At 69.7% G+C, this 20,213-nt stretch carries 15 protein-coding genes and 1 pseudogene; 5 read left to right on the forward strand and 11 right to left on the reverse strand.

Annotation, left to right across the window (positions count from 1 at the left end; genetic code table 11):
- Positions 1-109 precede the first annotated feature (109 nt).
- Positions 110-2,113, reverse strand: a pseudogene (locus tag OG430_RS09520) (alpha-amylase family glycosyl hydrolase); the annotation flags it as partial.
- Between the two features lie 259 nt (positions 2,114-2,372).
- Here OG430_RS09520 and OG430_RS09525 point away from each other — a divergent pair.
- A complete protein-coding gene (locus OG430_RS09525; protein WP_327351999.1) occupies positions 2,373-4,850 on the forward strand; it encodes a hypothetical protein in 2,478 nt (825 codons plus the stop codon).
- Between the two features lie 39 nt (positions 4,851-4,889).
- On the opposite strand, the gene OG430_RS09530 is transcribed toward OG430_RS09525, so the two are convergent.
- The 8 genes from OG430_RS09530 to OG430_RS09565 form a co-directional block, all read right to left on the reverse strand.
- Complete coding sequence (locus OG430_RS09530; RefSeq protein WP_327352000.1) at positions 4,890-5,141, reverse strand: WhiB family transcriptional regulator; 252 nt, start codon at positions 5,139-5,141, stop codon at positions 4,890-4,892.
- Between the two features lie 121 nt (positions 5,142-5,262).
- The gene (locus tag OG430_RS09535) at positions 5,263-5,640 is read right to left on the reverse strand and encodes a cupin domain-containing protein (RefSeq protein WP_327352001.1); all 378 of its coding nucleotides are present in this window, start codon (positions 5,638-5,640) and stop codon (positions 5,263-5,265) included.
- A 55-nt stretch (positions 5,641-5,695) separates the two neighbouring features.
- Positions 5,696-6,094: a hypothetical protein gene (locus tag OG430_RS09540; protein ID WP_327352002.1), complete on the reverse strand. Its 399-nt coding sequence runs from the start codon at positions 6,092-6,094 to the stop codon at positions 5,696-5,698.
- Between the two features lie 106 nt (positions 6,095-6,200).
- Entirely contained in the window at positions 6,201-6,860 is a 660-nt protein-coding gene (locus OG430_RS09545) for a helix-turn-helix transcriptional regulator (RefSeq protein ID WP_327352003.1), read from the reverse strand.
- A gap of 138 nt (positions 6,861-6,998) precedes the next feature.
- Positions 6,999-7,790, reverse strand: coding sequence for a VOC family protein (locus OG430_RS09550; protein ID WP_327352004.1), 792 nt, complete (start codon positions 7,788-7,790; stop codon positions 6,999-7,001).
- A 131-nt stretch (positions 7,791-7,921) separates the two neighbouring features.
- On the reverse strand, positions 7,922-8,602 hold the full coding sequence (locus tag OG430_RS09555) for an SMI1/KNR4 family protein (RefSeq protein WP_327352005.1): 681 nt from the start codon (positions 8,600-8,602) through the stop codon (positions 7,922-7,924).
- 124 nt (positions 8,603-8,726) lie between these two features.
- Positions 8,727-9,719 carry a multicopper oxidase domain-containing protein gene (locus OG430_RS09560; protein ID WP_327359020.1) on the reverse strand — a complete coding sequence of 331 codons (993 nt, stop codon included), beginning with the start codon at positions 9,717-9,719 and terminating at the stop codon, positions 8,727-8,729.
- Between the two features lie 286 nt (positions 9,720-10,005).
- The gene (locus OG430_RS09565) at positions 10,006-10,155 is read right to left on the reverse strand and encodes a hypothetical protein (RefSeq protein WP_327352006.1); all 150 of its coding nucleotides are present in this window, start codon (positions 10,153-10,155) and stop codon (positions 10,006-10,008) included.
- On the opposite strand from OG430_RS09565, the gene OG430_RS09570 reads away from it, so the two are divergent.
- A complete protein-coding gene (locus OG430_RS09570) occupies positions 10,154-12,505 on the forward strand; it encodes a ThuA domain-containing protein (protein WP_442816460.1) in 2,352 nt (783 codons plus the stop codon). The two genes, OG430_RS09565 and OG430_RS09570, sit on opposite strands and share 2 nt — an antisense overlap.
- 14 nt (positions 12,506-12,519) lie before the next feature.
- Positions 12,520-14,745, forward strand: coding sequence for an OmpL47-type beta-barrel domain-containing protein (locus OG430_RS09575; protein WP_327359022.1), 2,226 nt, complete (start codon positions 12,520-12,522; stop codon positions 14,743-14,745).
- 129 nt (positions 14,746-14,874) lie between these two features.
- Here OG430_RS09575 and OG430_RS09580 read toward each other — a convergent pair whose 3' ends face one another.
- Positions 14,875-15,756: an alpha/beta fold hydrolase gene (locus OG430_RS09580; RefSeq protein WP_327352007.1), complete on the reverse strand. Its 882-nt coding sequence runs from the start codon at positions 15,754-15,756 to the stop codon at positions 14,875-14,877.
- 139 nt (positions 15,757-15,895) lie between these two features.
- Complete coding sequence (ligD, locus tag OG430_RS09585; protein ID WP_327352008.1) at positions 15,896-16,915, reverse strand: non-homologous end-joining DNA ligase; 1,020 nt, start codon at positions 16,913-16,915, stop codon at positions 15,896-15,898.
- A gap of 132 nt (positions 16,916-17,047) precedes the next feature.
- On the opposite strand from ligD, the gene OG430_RS09590 reads away from it, so the two are divergent.
- Positions 17,048-18,118 (forward strand): ATP-dependent DNA ligase, encoded by a 1,071-nt coding sequence (locus OG430_RS09590; protein ID WP_327352009.1) that lies wholly within the window; start codon positions 17,048-17,050, stop codon positions 18,116-18,118.
- 274 nt (positions 18,119-18,392) lie between these two features.
- Entirely contained in the window at positions 18,393-20,183 is a 1,791-nt protein-coding gene (locus OG430_RS09595) for a hydroxysqualene dehydroxylase (RefSeq protein WP_327352010.1), read from the forward strand.
- The last annotated feature ends 30 nt before the right edge of the window (positions 20,184-20,213 follow it).

Genomic DNA, 20,213 nt, shown 5'->3' on the forward strand with positions numbered 1-20,213 from the left:
CCGCCTTCGTACTCCCTCGATCTGGTGCCCGGGGCTCGACCGCCCCGGGCACCAGGTCGTTTGCAAGTTCTTTCAGCCGTCCCCCGCTTCAAGTCCCTTCAGGTGTGCGCTACTTGAGGAAGGGCCCCGCCTCGCCGATCTTGCCCGGCGCCGGGTTCCCGGGCAGGTCGAGGACGTACACCCGCAGATTGCCCTTGCCGGGGCCGTCCACGGTGAGCCGTCCGTCGGTGACCGTGCGGGTGTCCCCGGTGATCGCGTCCTTGTACGTCCCGTTCGGGATGCCCGCGAAGGTCGCGCCGCCCGACACCGTGACCAGGGCGAAGCTGTCGGTGGCGCCCGAGGTGTAGCGGCGCTTGTAGGCCATCTGCCCGTCGATGCCCTCGGTCGAGTACTGGCCCATCTGCAGCGCGGGTACTGCGCGGCGGATCTGGTTGAGGCGCTGGACGTGCCGCACGAGGGGCTGCTGCAGGGTGGTGGCGACCTCGCCGGTCGCACTGTCGACCTTGCCGAACTCACTTGCCGTGACGGCCCCTTGGAGATGGTCGCCGTAGTACGCCCGCCCGGTGGTGGCGAGCGGACAGGTGGGGCCGCAGTCGATGCGCTGCCCCTTCTGGAACTCGATCTCCGACCCGTAGTACAGGGTCGGGATGCCGCGGAAGGTCCACATCAGCGCCATGTTCTCGGCCCAGGCGTCGGTACCTCCGGCGTAGCGGGTGGACGACTTGTTCGGGCCGTAGTCGTGGCTGTCGACGTATACGGCGTTGTACGTCGCGTCGTTGACGCTGTCGTCCGAGTCCTTGCCGTTGTGGAAGGCGTTCGGGGCGTCGCCGAAGTTCATGTGCATCCGCATGTCGATGATGTTCATGCCGGAGAACTTCGAGCGGTCCGGGGCGTGGTAGCCGTTCCCGTCCAGGAACGCGTTGGTCGAGGTGGGCTGGTTGCCCGTGCCCTGCGCCTGCTCGTACTCGTACATCTCCTTGGCCGCCGCGGTGTCGTCCGCGCTGTACTCCTTGCGCTCCCGCCAGGTGAAGAACTGCGCGGAGTGGTTGACCGAACCGCGGTTCCACTTGTCGTTGACGAAGGCCGCGACCTCGCCGAACACATAGAAGTCCTGGGCCTTCTCGGCTCCGTACTTCGCCACCAGGCGCTCGTGCAGGGCGGGCAGGAAGCGGCGGTTCCAGGTGGTGCGCGGGATGTGCACGGCGGTGTCGATCCGGAAGCCGTCGACGCCCATGTCGATGTACTTGGCGTACGCGTCGATCAGGTACTTCTGGACGCCCGCGTTCTCCGTGTTGAAGTCGGCCAGGTCTTCGTGCAGCCAGCAGCTGCGGGCGTCCTCGCCCTCCCAGTTGCCGATCCAGCACTGGTCGTACGCGGTGGCGGGGAACATGCCCTTCATGGGGCTCGGCCACTGGCAGTTGTAGTTCTTGCGGCCGTCGGGATCGGTGGAGCCGGTGGGCCTGCCCCAGTCCGGACAGGTGCTGTCGGCGGGCTGGTCGGTGGACCAGACGTCGCCGTTGTACGTCTTGCCCTTGGCGTTCTCTTCGAGCGGGTCGTACTCCTTGCCGGCCACCGGGGCGTCGTAGTACTCGGACCAGTCCGTGTCCCGGACACCGAAGACCGTCGGCTCGAACAGGCCCTTCGCGCCCCAGCGCGAGGAGTGGTTGTACACGACGTCCTGGTAGATCTTGATGCCCTTGGCGTGTGCCTGGTCGATGAGCTGCTGGTACGAGACGCCGTCGGACTCGAGCCTCGGGTCGATCTCGTAGAAGTCGTAGCCGTGGTACCCGTGGTAGTCGTAATCCGACCGGTTCATGACAACCGGAGTGATCCAGATCGCGGAGAACCCGAGACCCTTGATGTAGTCGAGCTTTCCGGCCAGGCCCTTGAAGTCACCCCGGAACATGGGGTCGTTGTTGGCGGCGTTGCCCGACTTCGCGTGCTGGCTGCCGCCGCGGTTGTTGGACGCGTCGCCGTCGTAGAACCGGGCGGTCATCGCGAAATAGACGGCATCCTTGCGCGGGTCGCCGCCGAGCATGGTGGCGCTATCGGCTCCAGCCGTCGACCCGGAGGCCGTCGGCTCGGGGGCCACGGCTCCTCGGGCGGGGACGGCCGGCAGCAGGACGGCCAGCAGTCCTGCCACCACGAGCGCGTAGAGCATGCGTGGGGGGAATCTCGTGAGCATTGCGGGGTCCTTCCCTCTCAACTGCTCAAGATTGATTGAAAGTTGTTGCAGGAATTTGCTGCAAGTTAGCGACAGGTGACGGGCGTGTAAAGGGGTTGAACGGGGGTCGGACGGCGAAGAGCTGGCCGGGCAGGGCCATTTACGGTCCGGCCGTCCGGTGCAACGGTGCCCGCAGGGGGTGACCGTCATGGCACAGACCCATGAGTGGATGTTCTACGAAGTGATGTGGCGCAGCTGGGCCGGCAGGGAGCGGGTCCCGTATCCCGTGCCCTGGTGGGCGCAGGCGAACTTCCGGCGCTGGAGCGACGACTTCGACAGCTTCACGTACGAGTCGAAGGAGGCCGCCTTCGCCTCCAACGCCCTGTACCGGTACTGGCACATGGTGGGCGTCAAGGACCACCGGCAGGAGAGCCTGATCGGGCAGGCGGGCGAGATCGAGCCGGTCTACGACAAGTACTGTCTTTCGTTCTTCCTCTACGACCCGGTCGCCGGCAAGGTCCATCTCCCGCAGCTGTCCGACCCGGCGGACGGCTCCGAGGTCGAGCAGCGAATGGAGGCCGCCCATCAGCCGGTCGTGCTCACCACGTTCCGGGCGGCGCACGGTGTGGAGCTGGTGCAGCGGACCTTCGCGACGACCGTCGGCGCCCGCCAGCGCGATCTCGCGGTGACCCGGCTGACCGTCGGCAGCCCCTCGGGGCAGCCGCGCGAGGGCTGGCTGTGCGCGGCCGTCATGCCGGCCGGACCCAGCGGCTTCCAGCGGCACGACCGGGGCGGCGGGCAGATCACCGACCGGCGCCTCACCTATCTGCGCTATCTCCCGGACGAGGCACGGGTGGAGACCAATACCGGCTGGGGCCCCGTCTTCGACACACGGCCCGAGCAGTACGGGGTGTACGGCAACCCGGACTTCTCACAGGACCCGGACTCGTATCTGCAGCGCAGCCCGTTCCACGACCTGGTGAACGGCGGCAAGCTGAACGGTGGTCACGAGGCGCAGGACCAGGTGGCGGGGCTGTGCAGCGCCGTGTTCGCCTGGCCGTTCCGGGTCGCCGAGGACGAGATCGCCGAGGTCGACGTGCGGCTTCCGGTCGATCTCTACAGCGGGCAGGGGGACCTTGCGGAGATACGTTCCGTCCCCGCCGCCGATCTGGAGGAGGCCAACCGGGCCTTCTGGAACGGCAAGTTGCTGGATCAGGGCGTGCAGCCGGGTCTGCCCGGGCCGGTGGCCCACCTCACCGAGCTGTTCCGGCAGGCCCGCTCGCAGCTGCTCATCCTCTCCGACCACGGGGAGATCCATCCGGGGCCGACCGTCTACGACTCGTTCTGGATCCGCGACTCCTCGGTGGAGGCCACGGCCTGCTCACTGGTCGGGGACACCGCCCTCGCCGAGACGCAGTTGGGCACGCACTATCCGCTGAAGTTCAACCGGGGCACGGGGCGCATCGGGCCCTGCGCCGAGTACGGCTTCTACGGCGGGCCGCACGAGAAGGACGACCGCGAGTGGGACTCCAACGGGCAGGCGCTGTGGGCGTTCGGCCGCTTCGACCGCACGCACCGCTCCTCGGCTCTCGGGGCGCGGATGTACGTCCCGTACGTCCTCGACGGGGCGCGCTGGCTGCGTGACAACCGGGACGGGAACGGGCTGCTGCACGCCGGCTGGAGCGCGGAGCACCTGGGCGAGCGGCACCAGCCGCACTACTGGGACGACCTGTGGGGACTCGCCGGACTCCATGAGGCGGCGCGGCTCGCGGAGCGGCTCGGCGCGCCCGAAGTCCCCGAACTCTGGGGCGCCTTCGACGACTTGAAGGCGGCCACCGCCGCTTCCGTACGGTGGGTCCTGGGCGAGCAGGCCAGGCTCGGCGAGTGGGAGACGTACATCCCGACCGGTCCGGGCGATGTGGGCCGACGCGACTCGACGATGATCGGCGCGGCGGCGTACTTCCATCCGCTGCGGCTGCACATGGGCGAGAAGCTGGGGCAGGACGTCGACCGGGCGGCGCGGTTCACGCTCGACACGATGTACGCGCGCTTCGTGACCGGCGGCTTCCGGCACGAGGCGGCCTGGAACGCGTACGGGCCCTATCTGGGCATGCAGTTGGCGCACGCCTATCTGCTTGCGGGCGACCCGGAGAAGATGGACCGGCTGCTCGGCTGGACCGTGGCGGCGGCCTTCCCGAGGGCGCTGCAGCGGGCGGCGGCGCTCGGGGCGTGGAACGAACAGCACGCGTTCCCGATCGCGTCTGATTTCATGGAATTCCCCGACCGGCACTGGTACATGGGGGACATCCCGCACGGCTGGGCGGCGGCCGAGTATCTGCTGCTGATCCGCGACATCCTGTTCTTCGAGGCGGACGAGGACCGCGATCCGCACCTGTACATCGCGCCGGGCATACGGCCCCACTGGGTGCCGGACGGCCAGACGGTGTCGGTGGCCGCCGCACCGACGCTGCTCGGGGCGCCCTTCGGGTACCGGCTGCGGCACGACGCCGGGGAACGGAAGGTGACGGTCGACGTCACCGAGGCGCCGGAGCGGGCGCGGTTCGTCTACCCGTGCCGGTTCGGTGCGGTGCGGGGCGCGAGCGCGGACGGGCAGGAGCTGCCGGTGACGGGCGACGATGTGCGGGTGCCCGCCGGGACACGGCAGTTCACGGTGACGTACGCCTGAACGCTCGCGGTTGAGCGCTCAGGGTTCAGTACTCACGGTTCAGCGGCGCCTGAGGCGGAGCCTCTCCTTCTCGGAGAGTCCGCCCCAGACGCCGAAGCGCTCGTCGTTGGCCAGGGCGTACTCGAGGCAGGCGGTTCTGCCCTCGCAGGCGAGGCAGAGCTGCTTGGCCTCGTTCACGGAGCCGCCGGGCTCGGGGAAGAAGAACTCGGGCCCGGTCTGGGCGCAGAGTGCCTGCTCCTGCCAGCTGGGCGTGGCGGTGGGGGTCGCGTCGTCTGTGGTCTTGCTGAGCATGGCGGTGATGCTGCCCTGCGCGACGAAACAATCGATCAATGAATGGTCAACGAGTCGTTTATCCGTGACAGCCGCAGCCATGCGTCACAGCCGCCGCAGCCATGCGTCACAGCCGCGGCAGCTATGCGTGACAGCCGCAGCCCTGGGCGGCCGCCCTCGGCAGGTTCTCGGTGAACGCGCTCTGCGAGAACACCGCGAGGACGGTCGCGTCCTCCGTGCCGTGGTTGGCGAGCGATATCTCCTTGCCCACCGGGAGCATCGCGAAGGTGCCGGGGGCCACGGACTTGCTGCCGCACTTGCAGGACGCCTCGACGACACCGGTGATCCCGGTGAGCAGCAGCTCGGACCCCTCGTGGCTGTGCGCCGGGACGCTGCCGCCCGCGGGCACCTGGATGCGCACCGCGGCGAGGCTGCGGAACGGGCCGTTCTCGGGGTCAAGGCGCAGGGCGAGAAACGGGGACTCGGGGTCGACGGTGGTGTCGATGGACATGCCGAACATGCGGGTTTTCCTTGTCTGGTACGGGAGTTGGGATGGCCTGGAAAGCGGGTGGGTGTCAGGCGACGGCGTGCAGGGTGCGCTCGGCGGCCGGCTCGCGGTCGCGGCGGGGGCGCGGGAGGTTGTCGACGAAGTCGCTGCGGGAGAACACGGCGAGGACGGTGGCGGGCTGTTCGGCGAGGTTGGCGAGCGTGAACAGCTCGCCGCGCGGCACCATGACGCAGGCGCCGGGGCCGATGCGCACCGCGCTGCGGCCGGGGTTGCCGACCACGACCTCGCCCTCGATTCCGGTGAGGAGCAGCTCGGAGTCGTCGTAGGCGTGGGCCTCGAGGTCGGTGTGGGCCAGCAACTGGATGCGGCCTGCGGCGAGTTCTTTGAAGGGGGCGCCCTGCGGGTCGATGCGGACGACGGGCATGTCGCCGCGTATGTACTGGGTGCCGATGTTGATGGGGAACACCGGGGTTCTCCTTTGGTTCAGGGCATGCGGGTGCGGTGGTTCAGGTCGTGGGACGGAGTGGTTCAGGTCGTGGGACGGAGTGGTTCAGGTCGTGGGACGGAGTGGTTCAGGACGTCGGGTGCAGGTCCGCGCGGCACAGGTCGGGCCCTACGAAGGGCCTCAATTCGGCCTCGGTGCCGGTGCCTTCGAGGAGTCCGTCGAGCACGCCCTGATGGACGGCGCACACGACCTCGGGCCGGTGCCGCGCCATGTCGCGATAGGGGCAGGCGTGCAGCAGGACCCGCTCGGTGCCGGCCGGGGCCGGGGCCTGCTCGGGGTCGAAGCCCATGCGTGCGGCGTGCGTGAAGACCCGCTCGGCGGGTGGGGCGGTCCCCGGCCCGGCGGCGAGGCGGCGGCCCCAGGCCAGGCCCGCGTCGCGGGCGGTGGATCCGCCGCCTGCGACGGCCTCGACCAGGGCGGCCGCGAGATCGCGGTACGCGGTGTCCCCGGTGGCGTCCTGCGGGGCGGCGCGGACGGCCGTATAGCGAAGCTTCGGCCGTCCGCGCCCCGGGCCTGCGGTAGCGGTGGCCCGCACGAGTCCGGCATCGACGAGCGCGATCAGATGGTGCCGGACCGTGGCGACCGAGAGACCGGCGGCGGCCGCGAGCTCGTCCGCGCCCAGCAGGCCGTCCGCCTCCCGCAGCAGGGACATCAGACGCCGTCGTGAAGGAACGGCGAGTGCGCGATGGACGCTCTGCGCGGCCTCACCACCGGTCATTTCGGTCATAGAACGAATATAAACGATGGGGGTCAGTTCTATTCCAGGGCACAAAGTCCCGGGCCTTCCCCGACCCCCCGGGCCTTCCCCGACCCCCTGGCGTTCCCCCGACCCCAGGCCCCTGCCCGGGCTCCGGGCTCTCCGCGCTCAGGTCTGGTTAGGGTCTCCCTTGATCACGCCGAACTTCGCGCCGTAGGGGTCCGCCAGCTTGGCGAAGCGGCCCACGCCCGCCGCGGAGAAGGGCTCCATGCGGACGCTCGCGCCAGCCTGCTTGGCCTTGGCGACCGTCGCGTCGCAGTCGTCCACCCCGAAGTACGGCAGCCAGTACGCCCCGCCCTGCGCCTCCAGGGGGTCGGAGCCCTTGGGTACCAGGCCGCCGAACATCGCGTCCTCGCCGGTGTTCGCCGGGTGCGCCGAGGTGTACGTGCCGCCGGGGAAGCTGACATCGGCGGTCTGCAGGCCGAACACCGCGCTGTAGAACGCCGCGGCGGCCGGGACGTCGTCGGTGTAGAGCTCGACCCAGGTGAGCGTGTTCGCGTCGTTCACCGTCTCGAAGCCCTTCATCGTGCCCGGCTGCCAGGCGCCGAAGCTCGCACCGGCCGAGTCGGTGAAGATCGCCATGCGGCCGAGGTCCCCGACGTCCATGGGGTCGAAGACGACCGTGCCGCCGGCCTGCTCGACGGACTTCGCGGTGGCGTCGACGTCCGGCGTCCGGAAGTACACGGACCAGGCGGGCGTCCCCTGGTCCGCGGGCACCGCCATCCCGCCCGCGACCGACTTCCCGCCGCTGCGATAGGTGACATAGCCACCGAAGTCCTCGCCGGCCGACTGCGCGGCCCAGCCGAAGAGCCCGGCGTAGAACGTGTTCGCACCCTCGATGTCCGGGGTGCCGAGGTCGGCCCAGTTGACCGAACCGGTGACGAAACTGGTGGTGAGCATGATCCGGCTCCTTTGACGGGTCCCGTTCTCCTACCACTCACGAGTCTTGCACCGGGCACTGACAATCGCGCCCCTGCGAGGATTCGGTGCGCGCGCTCTGCGCGACGGGTGCCGCCCGAACGAGGCCGTCGTCACTCGCGGCCCGGGCGACGGCTCGGCATGTCACGCCCGGTGAAGGGCTCCCACAAGGCCGCCCGTTCGGCATCCACCGGCGGCCCCCACGCCAAGGCCCGAAGGTCCAGGAGCCCCGGCTTGTCGCCGCCCACCAGGGTCGGCGCCTCCAGGCGGTCCGCCATCTCCTCCAGATAGGTCGTCAACGACTCGTATCGCGGCGTGCGCTCCCCGTACATGTCCCAGTGGCAGATGCGCCCGGTCTCGGCATCCAGATAGAGGCCCGACGCGGTGTCGTGGGCACCGGCGGAGCAGAACGGGATCCAGGCCGCCCGCCAGAACGGGTGCTCCTCGTCGCCGTCGCGGCGTTGCAGGTCGCGCATCATCTCGTACTTGGAGACGACCGCCTCGAAGTCCATCAGGGCCCGGTCGCCGAGCATGAACGAGGCCCACGGAACGTCGTGCACCCCGGCATGCTCGGCCCACAACGCCCGCAGCCCCGGCGGTATGCGCACCCCGATCCGGTCCTGCACGAGGGCGGTGACCTCCGCGTCGCGCGCACCCGGCCGCAGGGCGGCCAGGGTCCCGGGCGCGTGCTGCCCGAGCCATGCCTCGATGCGCTGCCACGCGTCGGTGACCTGCCGGGCTTCCACCGCTGCCCGTTGTGCCTCCATCAAGCCGTGCCGGGTCTCGTCATCCATGGCGGTCACCGTACCGATGGCCTCTGACAGGCATCGCGCCCCGCCTCGGGCGCGCAGCCCGGCCGAGGACTCACGGGTGCGCGCCCGGCAGGGAACTCACAAGTGCCCGCCCCGGCACATGACTTCAGTGCGCGTGCCTGCCCGTTTCACCCGCGCCGCCCCCGGCCTTGTGCGCCGCATGCCCGTCGTGCCCCGGGATCGTCCCGTCCGGCTTGGCGACCAGGAACATGCCCGCCATGCCCATGTCGGAGTGGCTCTGGACATGGCAGTGGTACATCCAGGCGCCCGCGCCGACGCCCTCGCCCGCGATGATCTGGAAGCCGAAGGAGTCGGCAGGGCCGGTGATCTTGTTGTCGATGACGGGGGTCGGGTCGTCGGGGCCGGACAGGATGCCGGTGCGGTTGTCCGCCCAGCGATGACCATGCATGTGGAACGTGTGGTAGTACTCGCCGTGCGTGATCATCACGATCTCGACGCGGTCGCCCACCGTCGCCTTCAAGTCCGGCCCCTTGGGCAGGTTGTTGATGGTCATGTCGTTGAAGACAATCGTGTACGTCTTGTCGGGCAGGACGTCGCCCGCGCGGCGCACGATCAGCGGGCCGTACAGGCCCTTGCGCAGGCCCCCGGTGCCGTGGTCGGTGCCGACGACGTGGTCGTGGTAGTGCCAGTAGCCCGCGCTGCCCGCCCGCCAGGTGCCGTCCGCGCGGCGGCCCGGGGCGTGGGTGCGCCAGGTGTAGGTGCGTGAACCGCCGGGCTCTATATGGCTGTTGTTGTGCCGGGTGCCGTCGCTGCTGATCTCGTAGTCGACGCCGTGCGGGTGGAGGCTGACCGCCACGTCCATCGTGTTCACGACCTCGATGTGCAGCGTGTCGCCCTCGACCATCTGCAGGAGCGGCCCGGGGATCGAGGCCTTGCCCTTCTCCAGGCCGTAGCCCATCTGTCCGTCGGCGAGCTTCTCTGCGTACAGGGTGATGCGCTTGACCTCCCCGGCGGCCTCGGCCTGACGCGGACCGTCCGCCGCCGAACTGGCGGGCGCCGCCGCCGACATCGATGTCAGACCCGTGGCCACCACCGCTCCCCCGGCGACGAACCGCCGGGTGAAGGCGCGTCTGCCCAGGTTGCCGTCGGCCGGTCGTCTTCCCAGGTCGCCGCCGCCCGGTCCGGGTGCCGCAGCCGCTTCAGTCATCACCGAACTCCCCATGTTGGTACGGAGATTGGCGGGGCTCAGGTGGCCCCCGGGACGGCCACACGGTAGCCGGGGGATCTTCGTTTATCCACGGTCAGGACAAAGTTTGTGCCATCTCGGTCATAACTATTGGCGACTCGCGAAAAGGCGTCTAGCTTCCTTGGCGCTGTCGCTGTGACCGACGAGGGGTGGGTGAACTCATGCGGCGCACACCGCATCAAAAGCCCTTGGATCTACGAGGGTTGAGCAGGCGCAGACCGAGAAACGCCTGGCGGATCTGGGCGGCCGGGCTCGCGGCGGGCACGCTGACGGCGGGGCTGCTCGCCTCGGCGCCGGCGAGCGCGCGGCCGTATCCGGAGCCTGGCATGACAACGATGTCCCTGCCCTCGCCGCCCGGCGGGAAGGACGTCCGGGTGCTGGTGTTCCACGCCTCCGCGAACGAGGAGTCGCCGCTGGTCAATGCCGGGATCGAGGCCATCGAGAAGATCGGGCAGTCGGGGCCGACGGACCAGCAGTTCGAGATCACTGCCACCGACGACGGCTCCGTCTTCACCAATGAGGCCGAGCTCGGCAAGTACAACGCGGTCGTGTTCCTCACCGGCGGCGGCGATGTCCTCGACGCCGATCAGGAGTTGGGCCTGGAGGCGTACATGGAGGCCGGCGGCGGCTTCCTGGGCCTGCACGACGCGGCCCGCACCGAGCCCTACTCCGACTGGTTCACCGGCCTGATCGGCGCCCGCCCGGCCGCCGGCAGCGGCGCCACCTCGCAGCGGGCCACCGTGGAGGTCGGCGACCGGCAGAATCCGGCCACCAAGTCCCTGCCGCTGCAGTGGAAGCGCCCCGACAAGTGGCTGAACTGGACCAAGAACCCGTCCGGCGACGTCCACACGGTGGCGCGCGTCCGCGAGGCGACGTACACCCCGGGCGAGGGCGCCAACGGCGCGGACCACCCGGTGTCCTGGTGCCGCGACTACGACGGCGGCCGCTCCTTCTACACCGCCATGGGCGGCACCGTCGACAGCTACGCCGAGGCGGACTTCCGCACCCACCTGCGCGGCGCCCTGCTGTGGACCACCCGCCTGGAGCGGGCCGACTGCACGGCCACGATCAACAGCAACTACCGTGCCGAGCGCCTCACCAAGGCCAACCAGCCGGGCCAGAACGACCAGATCGGCGAGCCGCACGGCCTGGTCACCGCCAAGGACGGCCGGGTGATCTACATCGGCCGGGGCGGCGCGGACTCCTCGCAGCCCGTGGTGACCGACTGGAACGACCCGAACATCGGCAAGGGCCAGGGCGAGATCCACGTCTACGACCCGAAGACCGGCCAGGTCACCAAGGCGGGCTGGCTGAACGTCTTCGGCAACAAGGGCGGCGGCGATGAGCTGATCAAGGTCGAGGAGGGCCTGCTCGGCATCGAGCTGGACCCGCGCTTCCTGGAGAACGGCTGGGTGTACCTGCACTACACGCCGCACTCCGGCCTCAACCGCGACACACAGATGGCCGAGCGCCGCGTCTCCCGCTTCACCATGAACCTGACCACCAACAAGCTGGACGTGAACACCGAGAAGGTCCTGCTCAAGTGGCCGGTCCAGGTGCACAGTTGCTGCCACTCGGGCGGCGGCATGGCCTGGGACTCCAAGAACAACCTCTACATCGCGACCGGCGACAACAACTCAAGCCGCTTCAGCGACGGCTACTCGGGCAACAACCCCGAGCCCACCTACAAGGGCGTCTCCTTCGCCGACGCGCGGCGCACCGCCGGCAACACCAACAACCTCAACGGCAAGATCCTGCGCATCCACCCGGAGCAGGACGGCACCTACACGCTCCCCGCGGGCAATCTCTTCACCGGCGAGGAGCAGGACGAGGGCGGCGGCAAGACCCGCGGCGAGATCTATGTGATGGGCGTGCGCAACCCCGCGCGGATCTCCATCGACAAGAAGACCGACATTCTGTACGCGGGGTGGGTGGGCCCCGACGCGGGTGCCCCGTCGACCACTTGGGGCCCGGCGAAGTACGACACATTCGCCGCGATCACCGGTCCGGGCAACCACGGCTGGCCGTACTGCATGGGCAACAAGCAGCCGTACCGGGACCGCAATCTGCCGGACCCTACCAAGCCCCTCGGCTGGTACGACTGCAACGCCCCGAAGAACGAGTCGCCGAACAACGACGGCCTGGTGAAACTGCCGCCCGTCACGTCCAACACCATCTGGTACTCGCCCCAGGGCGGCGGCCCCGACTTCCCCAGGGACGCGAACGGCATCCCTTCCTACAAGGAAGCGGAGCAGAAGTTCCTGCTGCCGTGGCTCAAGGGCGGCGGCCAGGCCGCGATGAACGGGCCCGTCTACCGCTACGACCCCGACTCGGTGGGCGCCGGCAAGTGGCCGTCGTACTGGGACGGAAAGTGGTTCGTCGGCGACTTCTACGACTCCGACCAGCCCCGGCACGCGGTCCTGATGGACCCGAACACCATCGGCAAGGGCGGCCTTCCGGTGCACGCCGAGAACCTGAAGAAGATCATCCCGATCGGCAATGACGGCATCAAGAACCTCATGGACTGGAAGTTCGGTCCCGATGGCGCCCTCTATGTGCTCGATTACGGGCGCGGCTTCTTCACCTCGGACACCAAGTCGGCGCTGTGGCGGATCACTTATGAGGGCCACGGACCGACGCCGAGCACGGCCGATCTGGCCAGGAAGGCGGAGCGGTGAGACGCAGATCCCGCATGCCACGGACGGGCGCCGCGCGCGCGTGGCGGATATTGCTCGCCTTCTTGTTGTTGCTGCTCGGGCTGAGCGTCCCGGCCGCGTACGGGCGGGAGGCCCTGCCCGAAGGGGAGAAGGCAGTGGCGGCCCAGGTGCTGAACTGGACCGCGGGTGACCCCATCGACAAGTACCTGTCGGCGCCGACCACGGCGGTGGCGGGGCCCACGACGATCGTCTTCGAGAACAGCGCGGCCACCGGCAACACGACCGGGATGCCGCACACCCTGACGTTCGACGTGTCCGATCCCGAGTACAACAACGACGTCCCGCTGAACATCCTGGCCAACCCGAGCGACGACCAGGGCGGCAAGCACACCGCCGAGGTCACGCTGACGCCCGGGCGCTATCTGTACCACTGCACGATCCCCGGGCACGGCACGATGCAGGGCATCCTCACTGTCACTGCGGGCGGCGGCGAGGACACCACGGCGCCCTCGACCGACGTGAAGGTCGACGGGACGAAGAACTCCGACGGCGCCTACGTCGGCCAGGCCACGGTGACCGTCACCGCGGCGGACGAGACCGGCGGTTCGGGCGTCGACAAGATCGAGTACGCGGTCGGGGACGCCGGTGCCTGGCAGCCGTACACGAACCCGGTCGTCGTCAACCAGGTCGGCAGCCACAAGATCAGATATCGGGCCGCCGACAAGGCCGGCAACGTCGCCGCCGAGAAGAGCACGGAGTTCTCGGTGGCCGCCCCGCCCACGGACGACAAGACGCCGCCGGAGACCTCGGCGACGGTGACCGGCGAGAAGAACGAGCAGGGCCAGTACGTCGGCATGGCCACGGCCACCGTGTCCGCGTCCGACGCCGGATCCGGGGTCAACACCATCGAGTACGCGGTCGGGGACGCCGGTGCCTGGCAGCCGTACACGGCACCGGTGATGTTCCACGACCCGGGCGCGTACAAGGTCCGCTATCGCGCCACCGACAAGGCCGGCAACGCCGCGGCCGAGAAGAACGTCGAGTTCACGGTGGTCGCACCGCCCGCCGTGGACAAGACGCCGCCGGAGACGTCCGCGAAGGTGACGGGCACGGTCAACTCCGACGGCGCGTACGTCGGCAGGGCGACCACCACCGTCACCGCGAAGGACGAGGACGGCGGCTCGGGGCTCGACAAGATCGAGTACTCCCTTGACGGCGCGCCCTACCTCGCCTACACGGCCCCGCTGGTCGTGGACCGCGTGGGTCGGCACACCGTCGCCTACCGGGCGAGCGACAAGGCGGGCAACACCTCGGAGGCGAAGACCACGGCCTTCACGGTCGTCGAGGGCGGCGGCGTACCGGCGCCCAACTGCCCGGAGTTCGACGAGCGGGCCACCGTGTTCGTGGGGTCGGTCGACAGCGGCGTGCCGAACCGCATGACCAAGGCCCGCTGCACCATCGGTGAGCTGATCGAGGACGAGAAGGACTGGTCGTCGCACGCGCTGTTCCTCAAGCACGTCGACACGGTGCTCGACCGCCTCCTTGCGGAGGGCGTCATCGACCAGCGCGAGCACACCACGATCTACGCGGCCGCCGAGACGTCGGGCATCGGCAAGCCCGGCCAGACCGAGGGCTACCGGTCCCTGTTCGACGGCACCCAGTCGTCGTTCGCCAAATGGCAGCAGGTGGGCGGCGGTTCGTTCGGCCTCAACGCCGACGGGACGATGACCAGCAGTACGCAGGTGGCGGGCATGGGAATGCTCTGGTTCCCCGAGCGGAAGTACGACGACTTCTCGCTCAAGCTGCAGTGGCGCGACGACGCCCCTGCCAACGGAAACACCAACTCCGGTGTCTTCGTACGCTTCCCGCAGGTCCATGACCATCCGGAGGAGTCGCGTCCGGAGTGGGTCGCGATCAAGTACGGGCACGAGGTGCAGGTGCTCGACCGTCCCGACGGCGACATGTACAAGACCGGTTCGCTCTACGGCTTCGACCGGGTCGGGCTCGCGGGTGCGGGTGTGACGCCCAAGGGCACCTGGAACGACTACGAGATCAAGGTGGTGGACCAGCACTACTCGATCTACCGGAACGGCACCTTGATCAACGAGTTCGACAACGTGGGCGGGCAGGAGTTCTACCCGCCGCGCTCCGACGATCCGGGCACGGACGGCCGGCGGTACGCCTCTGGCTACATCGGGCTCCAGGTGCATGGCGTGACGGACGTGGTCTCGTACCGGGACATCCGGATCAGGGAGCTCTAGCCGCTCCGGACCATCGCCGTTCCCTCGGCCTGACCTGCGAGGAAGTTGACGGTGCCCCTCCCCCGCGCCGGGGTGGGGGCACCGTTGTCGGTGCGGCCCTCAGCCGGACGGCGCCCGGTCGGACGGCGCTCAGCCGGTGTGCGTCGCCAACGCGTCGATGATGTCGGGCCAGAGTTCACGGGGCCGGTCGTGGCCCATGTCGGGGAGCAGCAGGAGCTCCGCTCCGGGCACCAGGTCCGCGGTGCGTTTCCCGCCGCTGGGGTCGATCAGCGTGTCGTCCAGTCCATGGATCACCAGCGTCGGCACCCGGAGCTGAAGGAGTGCGTCCGCGCGTGAGCCGCCGAGGATCATCGCGCCGAGCTGACGTCCGACTCCGGCCGGGTAGTAGGCGCGGTCGTAGCTACGGGCGGCCAGCTCGCGCAGGTCACCGGGGTCGCCGTAGCGCTTGGAGGCCCACACCAGTTCCTTCTCGGCCGCCGCGACGTATCCCTCCCGGTCCGCCGGCTTCGGGCTGAAGAGCACCGCCTGGGCCTCGGGGGCGGCCCGGCCGTACTCGGGCTCGCCGGTCGAGGACATCATCGACGTCAGGGTCAGGACCCGCGCCGGGCGGGAGACGGCCATCGTCTGGGCGATCATGCCGCCCATCGAGGACCCGACCACATGAGCCCGCTCGATCCCGAGCGCGGTGAGCAGGCCGAGGCCGTCGTCGGCCATGTCCTGGAGCGAGTAGGGCACCATCGCGAGGGCGCTCGCGATGTCCCCCGAGCTCACGGCGGCGATGAACCGGCCCAGGTCGACGGGGTGCTCGTCGAACTTGGTGGACAGCCCGCAGTCGCGGTTGTCGTAGCGGATCACATGGCGGCCACGGTCTGCGAGGGCCCGGCAGAAGTCCTCGTGCCAGGCGATCAGCTGCGTGCCGAATCCCATGACGAGCAGGACGGCCGGATCGGCGGGGTCACCGAAGGTCTCGTACGCGAGGGACACTCCGGGCGAGACTTCGGTGATCGGCATACGTCGATCATCCCTGCGCCGGCTGTCGCGGCGCACCCGGATATCGGCGTCCAGGCGCACCCGGACTTCGGCACCCCGGCCCACCCGGAAATCACCGGCCTGAAAGCGCCGGACGAGCGAGCCGAAGGGAGCCGAAGGACTACGTCTCGCGCTTCGCCTTGCTCGGCTGCACCCGCTTGGGCTCCCCCGGCATCTTCGGGTACTCCGGCGGGTACGGCAGGTCGCCGAGCCCCCGGTCCTTCTCGTCCTTGGCGGCCAGTTCGAGGAGGGCGTCGAGGGAGAAGGCCTCGTCCTCCATGTCCGCGTGGACGTCGCCCACTTCGGCGTAGCGCGCCGGCATCGTGCCGATGTCGAAGTCCTCGGGCACGGCGGAGTCCACCTCGGACCAGCGCAGCGGCGCCGAGACGGGGGCATGCGGCTGCGGGCGTACCGAGTACGCGGAAGCCATCGTGCGGTCCCGGGCCGTCTGGTTGTAGTCGACGAAGATGCGCTCGCCCCGCTCCTCCTTCCACCACGCCGTGGTGACCGCCTTGGGCAGGCGGCGCTCCAGTTCCCGGCCGCAGGCGATCGCGGCGCGGCGTACCTCGGTGAAGGTCCAGCGGGGTGTGATCGGCACGAAGACGTGCAGGCCGCGCCCGCCGGAGGTCTTGGGCCAGCCGCGCAGTCCGCCGAACTCGTCCAGGACCGCGCGCAGTTCATGGGCGGCGCGCACCGCGTCCGCGTAGTCCGTGCCGGGCTGCGGGTCGAGATCGATGCGGAGCTCGTCGGGGTGGTCGACGTCGCCGGAGCGGACCGGCCAGGGGTGGAAGGTGAAGGTGCCGTACTGGGCGGCCCAGAGCACGGCGGCCGGTTCGGTGGGGCAGATCTCGTCGGCGGTGCGGCCGCTGGGGAAGGTGATGGTGGCGGTGGGGATCCAGTCGGGGGTGTTCTTGGGTGCGCGCTTCTGGAAGAAGGACTCGCCCGTCACGCCCTCCGGGTAGCGCTCCAGGGTGGTCGGCCGGTCGCGCAGGGCGCGGGTGATGCCCTCGCCGACGGCCAGGTAGTACTGCGCGAGATCCAGCTTGGTGAACCCGCGCTCCGGGAAGTACACCTTGTCCGGGCTGGACAGCCGGACGGTCCGATCGCCTGCCTTGAGCTCCACCGGTGCAGCTTTGGCCATGCCCGCCACCGTAGGCCCAAGGGGCGCCGCCCGCATATGGGGAATGAGCGGGAGAAGAGGGAACGCGGCGGAGCGGGAGAAGCGGGCTGCGGACAGGGAGCGGATGGGGGCCGAAGCCCGCAGAATCGGGGCATGGACCTACCGGTGATGCCGCCCGTCAAGCCCATGCTGGCCAAGCCCGTGGCCAAGATCCCGCCGGACATGCAGTACGAGGCCAAGTGGGACGGCTTTCGCGCGATCGTGTTCCGTGACGGTGCCGAGATCGAGCTGGCCAGCCGCACCGGCAGGCCGCTGACCAGGTACTTTCCCGAGCTGGTCGAGGCGCTTCTGGAGCGGCTTCCGGGCCGCTGCGTCCTGGACGGCGAGATCGTCGTGGCCCGTGACGGCCGGCTCGACTTCGACGCGCTCAGCGAGCGCATCCACCCCGCCCAGTCCCGGATCAAGCTCCTCGCCGGGCAGACCCCGGCGTCGTTCGTGGCCTTCGACCTCCTCGCCCTCGGCGACGACTCTCTCCTCGGCGTCCCTCTGGCGGACCGCAGGGCCCGCCTGACGACGGCCCTCGCCGGAGTCACCGCGCCGGTGCACATCGCGCCCGCGACCACGGACCCCGAGGTCGCGCAGGGCTGGTTCGAGCAGTACGAGGGGGCGGGCCTCGACGGCGTCATCGCCAAGCCGCTCGACCTGCTCTACCGGCAGAACGAACGCCTCATGTTCAAGATCAAGCATGAGCGCACGGCGGACGTCGTCGTCGCGGGCTACCGGTTCCACAAGTCGGGCCCCGTCGTCGGCTCGCTCCTGCTCGGCCTGTACGACGACCACGGGGTGCTGCAGCACGTGGGGGTGTGCGCCGCGTTCACGGCGAAGCGCCGCGAGGAGCTCGTCGCGGAGCTGGAGCCGTTGCGCATGGAGTCCGCCGAAGGGCATCCCTGGGCGGCCTGGACCGATGAGGCGGCGCACGAGTCGGCGCGGCTGCCGGGTGCGCCCAGCCGGTGGTCCGGGAAGAAGGATCTGTCCTGGGTGGCGCTGCGGCCGGAGCTGGTTGCCGAGGTGGCGTACGAGCACATGGAGGGGACGCGGTTTCGGCACACCGCGCGGTTTCGCCGGTGGCGGGGTGACCGGGTGCCCGCGAGCTGTACGTACGAGCAGTTGGAGGAGCCGGTCAAGTACGACTTGGGCGAGATCTTGGCGCCGGGGCAAGGGTGAGGCGCTGAGGTCGCGGGGCGCTGCCCCGGGCCCCGGTCCTCGCCGGACGGGCCATTTTTGCCCCTCCCCGCCCCTTCCCTAAATCCTGCGGAGCTTTCCGCCCTCCGGGCGGTGTCCTCAAACGCCGGACGGGCTGATTTGCCACACCGGCGGGGTGCCGGACGCGCATTCGCGCCAATGTCCCCACAGCTTTGCGCCCGCCACTTCCGTGCCCTGCGCCTCCCTCATATGCTCCCGCCGGACACCAGGGGTTACCGACGGTAGGGGGACGGCCATGGCTCAAGTGGGCAGTACGCGGCGCAAGTTCGTGGTGGGGGCGGCGGCCGCCGGGGGCGCGGTGGCGCTGGGGGCCGGGACGGCGCAGGCCGCCCGTGCCGCGGCAGGCACCGCGCAGCCGGCGCAGCAGTCCGTGGCCGTCCTCGGCGGCGGTGTGGCCGGGCTGACCGCCGCGCATGAACTCGCCGAGCGGGGCTTCGCCGTGACCGTCTACGAGCGGCGCGCGCTCGGGGGCAAGGCCCGCTCCATGGACGTACCGGACAGCGCGAAGGGCGGCCGGAAACCGCTGCCCGCGGAGCACGGGTTCCGGTTCATTCCGGGGATCTACCACAACCTCCCGGACACGATGCGGCGCATCCCGTTCCCCGGCAACGCCAACGGCGTCTGGGACAACCTGATCGCGCCCAAGGAGATGATGTTCGCGCGGGGCGGCGGCCGCGAGGACCTGCGGATGCCGATCCCCGACGTCACCGGCGGCGAGCCCGAGAAGCTCACGCTCGACGAGCTCAAGCGGGCCCTGACCGGATTCCTGGAGCTCGGCTTCAATCTGCCGCTGCACGAGACCGCGTACTTCGTGAACCGCGCGCTCGTCTTCCTCACCAGCTGCGACGAGCGCCGCAACTCCACCTGGGAGAAGACCCCTTGGTGGGACTTCGTGCGCGCCGAGCAGATGTCGAAGGAGTACCAGCGCATCCTCGCGATCGGCGTGACCCGCAACATCGTCGCGACGAAGGCCGAGGAGGCCTCCACCCGCACCGTCGGCACGCTCGGCGAGGCCTTCGTCCTCAACGCGCTCGGCCAGGGCGCGGACGGCCCGCCCGACCGCATCCTCAACGCGCCCACCAACGAGGCCTGGATCGACCCCTGGGTCACCCATCTGAAGTCCCTGGGCGTCGAGTTCCGCATCGGCTGGACCGTGCGTGAGGTGAAGCTGGGCGGGGACGGACGGGTGTCGGGGGCCCTCATCGAGGATCCGGACGGCACCCGGCAGCCCGTCAGCGCCGACCACTACGTGTCCGCGATGCCGGTCGAGCACGCCCGGCGCACCTGGAGCGCCGAACTCAAGGCGGCAGACCCGCAGTTGGCGCGGTGCGACAAGCTGGAGACGGACTGGATGACGGGCATCCAGTTCTATCTGACCGAGACGCCTCCGGTCGTACGCGGCCACTTCAACTGCATAGATTCCCCCTGGTCGTTGACCGCCATCGCCCAGGCCCACCACTGGGACGGCCGTGACTTCCCGGCCGACTACGGGGACGGCGTGGTCAAGGACTGCCTCTCGGTGGACATCTCCGAGTGGGACAAGCCCGGCATCCTCTACGGCAAGACGGCCAAGCAGTGCACCCGCGAGGAGGTCGCCCGTGAGGTGTGGGCGCAGCTCAAGGCCTCCCTCAACGACACCGGCAGGACGGTCCTGAGCGACACCGTGCTGCACTCGTGGTTCCTTGACCCGGGCGTCGACGGCATCGGCACGCCCAACCCGACGAACGAGGACGAGCTCCTGATCCACCCGGTCGGGACGCTGCACAACCGGCCGTCGTCGGCCACGAAGATCCCCAACTTCTTCCTCGCCGGTGACTACGTCTCCGTGAGCATCGACCTCGCGACGATGGAGGGCGCCAACGCCTCCGCCCGCCAGGCGGTCAACGCCCTGCTGGACAACGTGGGTTCGAGCGCGCCGCGCTGCAAGCTGATCCCGCTGTACCGGCCGCCGGAGATCGAGGGGCTCAAGCGCATCGACCGGACCCGCTTCCGGCTCGGTCTGCGCAACGCGCTCGATCTCGGGTGAGGCCTGAGGGAGGGGTGCGCCGGGTACTCC

The sequence above is a fragment of the Streptomyces sp. NBC_01304 genome, assembly GCF_035975855.1.
Taxonomy (GTDB): domain Bacteria; phylum Actinomycetota; class Actinomycetes; order Streptomycetales; family Streptomycetaceae; genus Streptomyces.

Excerpts from the sequence above, each read along its gene's own strand:
- OG430_RS09525 (WP_327351999.1), top strand. The coding sequence starts at position 2,373 with ATGGCACAGACCCATGAGTGGATGTTCTACGAAGTGATGTGGCGCAGC.
- OG430_RS09530 (WP_327352000.1), bottom strand. The coding sequence starts at position 5,141 with ATGCTCAGCAAGACCACAGACGACGCGACCCCCACCGCCACGCCCAGC.
- OG430_RS09535 (WP_327352001.1), bottom strand. The coding sequence starts at position 5,640 with ATGTTCGGCATGTCCATCGACACCACCGTCGACCCCGAGTCCCCGTTT.
- OG430_RS09545 (WP_327352003.1), bottom strand. The coding sequence starts at position 6,860 with ATGACCGAAATGACCGGTGGTGAGGCCGCGCAGAGCGTCCATCGCGCA.
- OG430_RS09550 (WP_327352004.1), bottom strand. The coding sequence starts at position 7,790 with ATGCTCACCACCAGTTTCGTCACCGGTTCGGTCAACTGGGCCGACCTC.
- OG430_RS09555 (WP_327352005.1), bottom strand. The coding sequence starts at position 8,602 with ATGGATGACGAGACCCGGCACGGCTTGATGGAGGCACAACGGGCAGCG.
- OG430_RS09570 (WP_442816460.1), top strand. The coding sequence starts at position 10,154 with ATGACAACGATGTCCCTGCCCTCGCCGCCCGGCGGGAAGGACGTCCGG.
- OG430_RS09565 (WP_327352006.1), bottom strand. The coding sequence starts at position 10,155 with ATGCCAGGCTCCGGATACGGCCGCGCGCTCGCCGGCGCCGAGGCGAGC.
- OG430_RS09575 (WP_327359022.1), top strand. The coding sequence starts at position 12,520 with ATGCCACGGACGGGCGCCGCGCGCGCGTGGCGGATATTGCTCGCCTTC.
- OG430_RS09580 (WP_327352007.1), bottom strand. The coding sequence starts at position 15,756 with ATGCCGATCACCGAAGTCTCGCCCGGAGTGTCCCTCGCGTACGAGACC.
- ligD (WP_327352008.1), bottom strand. The coding sequence starts at position 16,915 with ATGGCCAAAGCTGCACCGGTGGAGCTCAAGGCAGGCGATCGGACCGTC.
- OG430_RS09590 (WP_327352009.1), top strand. The coding sequence starts at position 17,048 with ATGGACCTACCGGTGATGCCGCCCGTCAAGCCCATGCTGGCCAAGCCC.
- OG430_RS09595 (WP_327352010.1), top strand. The coding sequence starts at position 18,393 with ATGGCTCAAGTGGGCAGTACGCGGCGCAAGTTCGTGGTGGGGGCGGCG.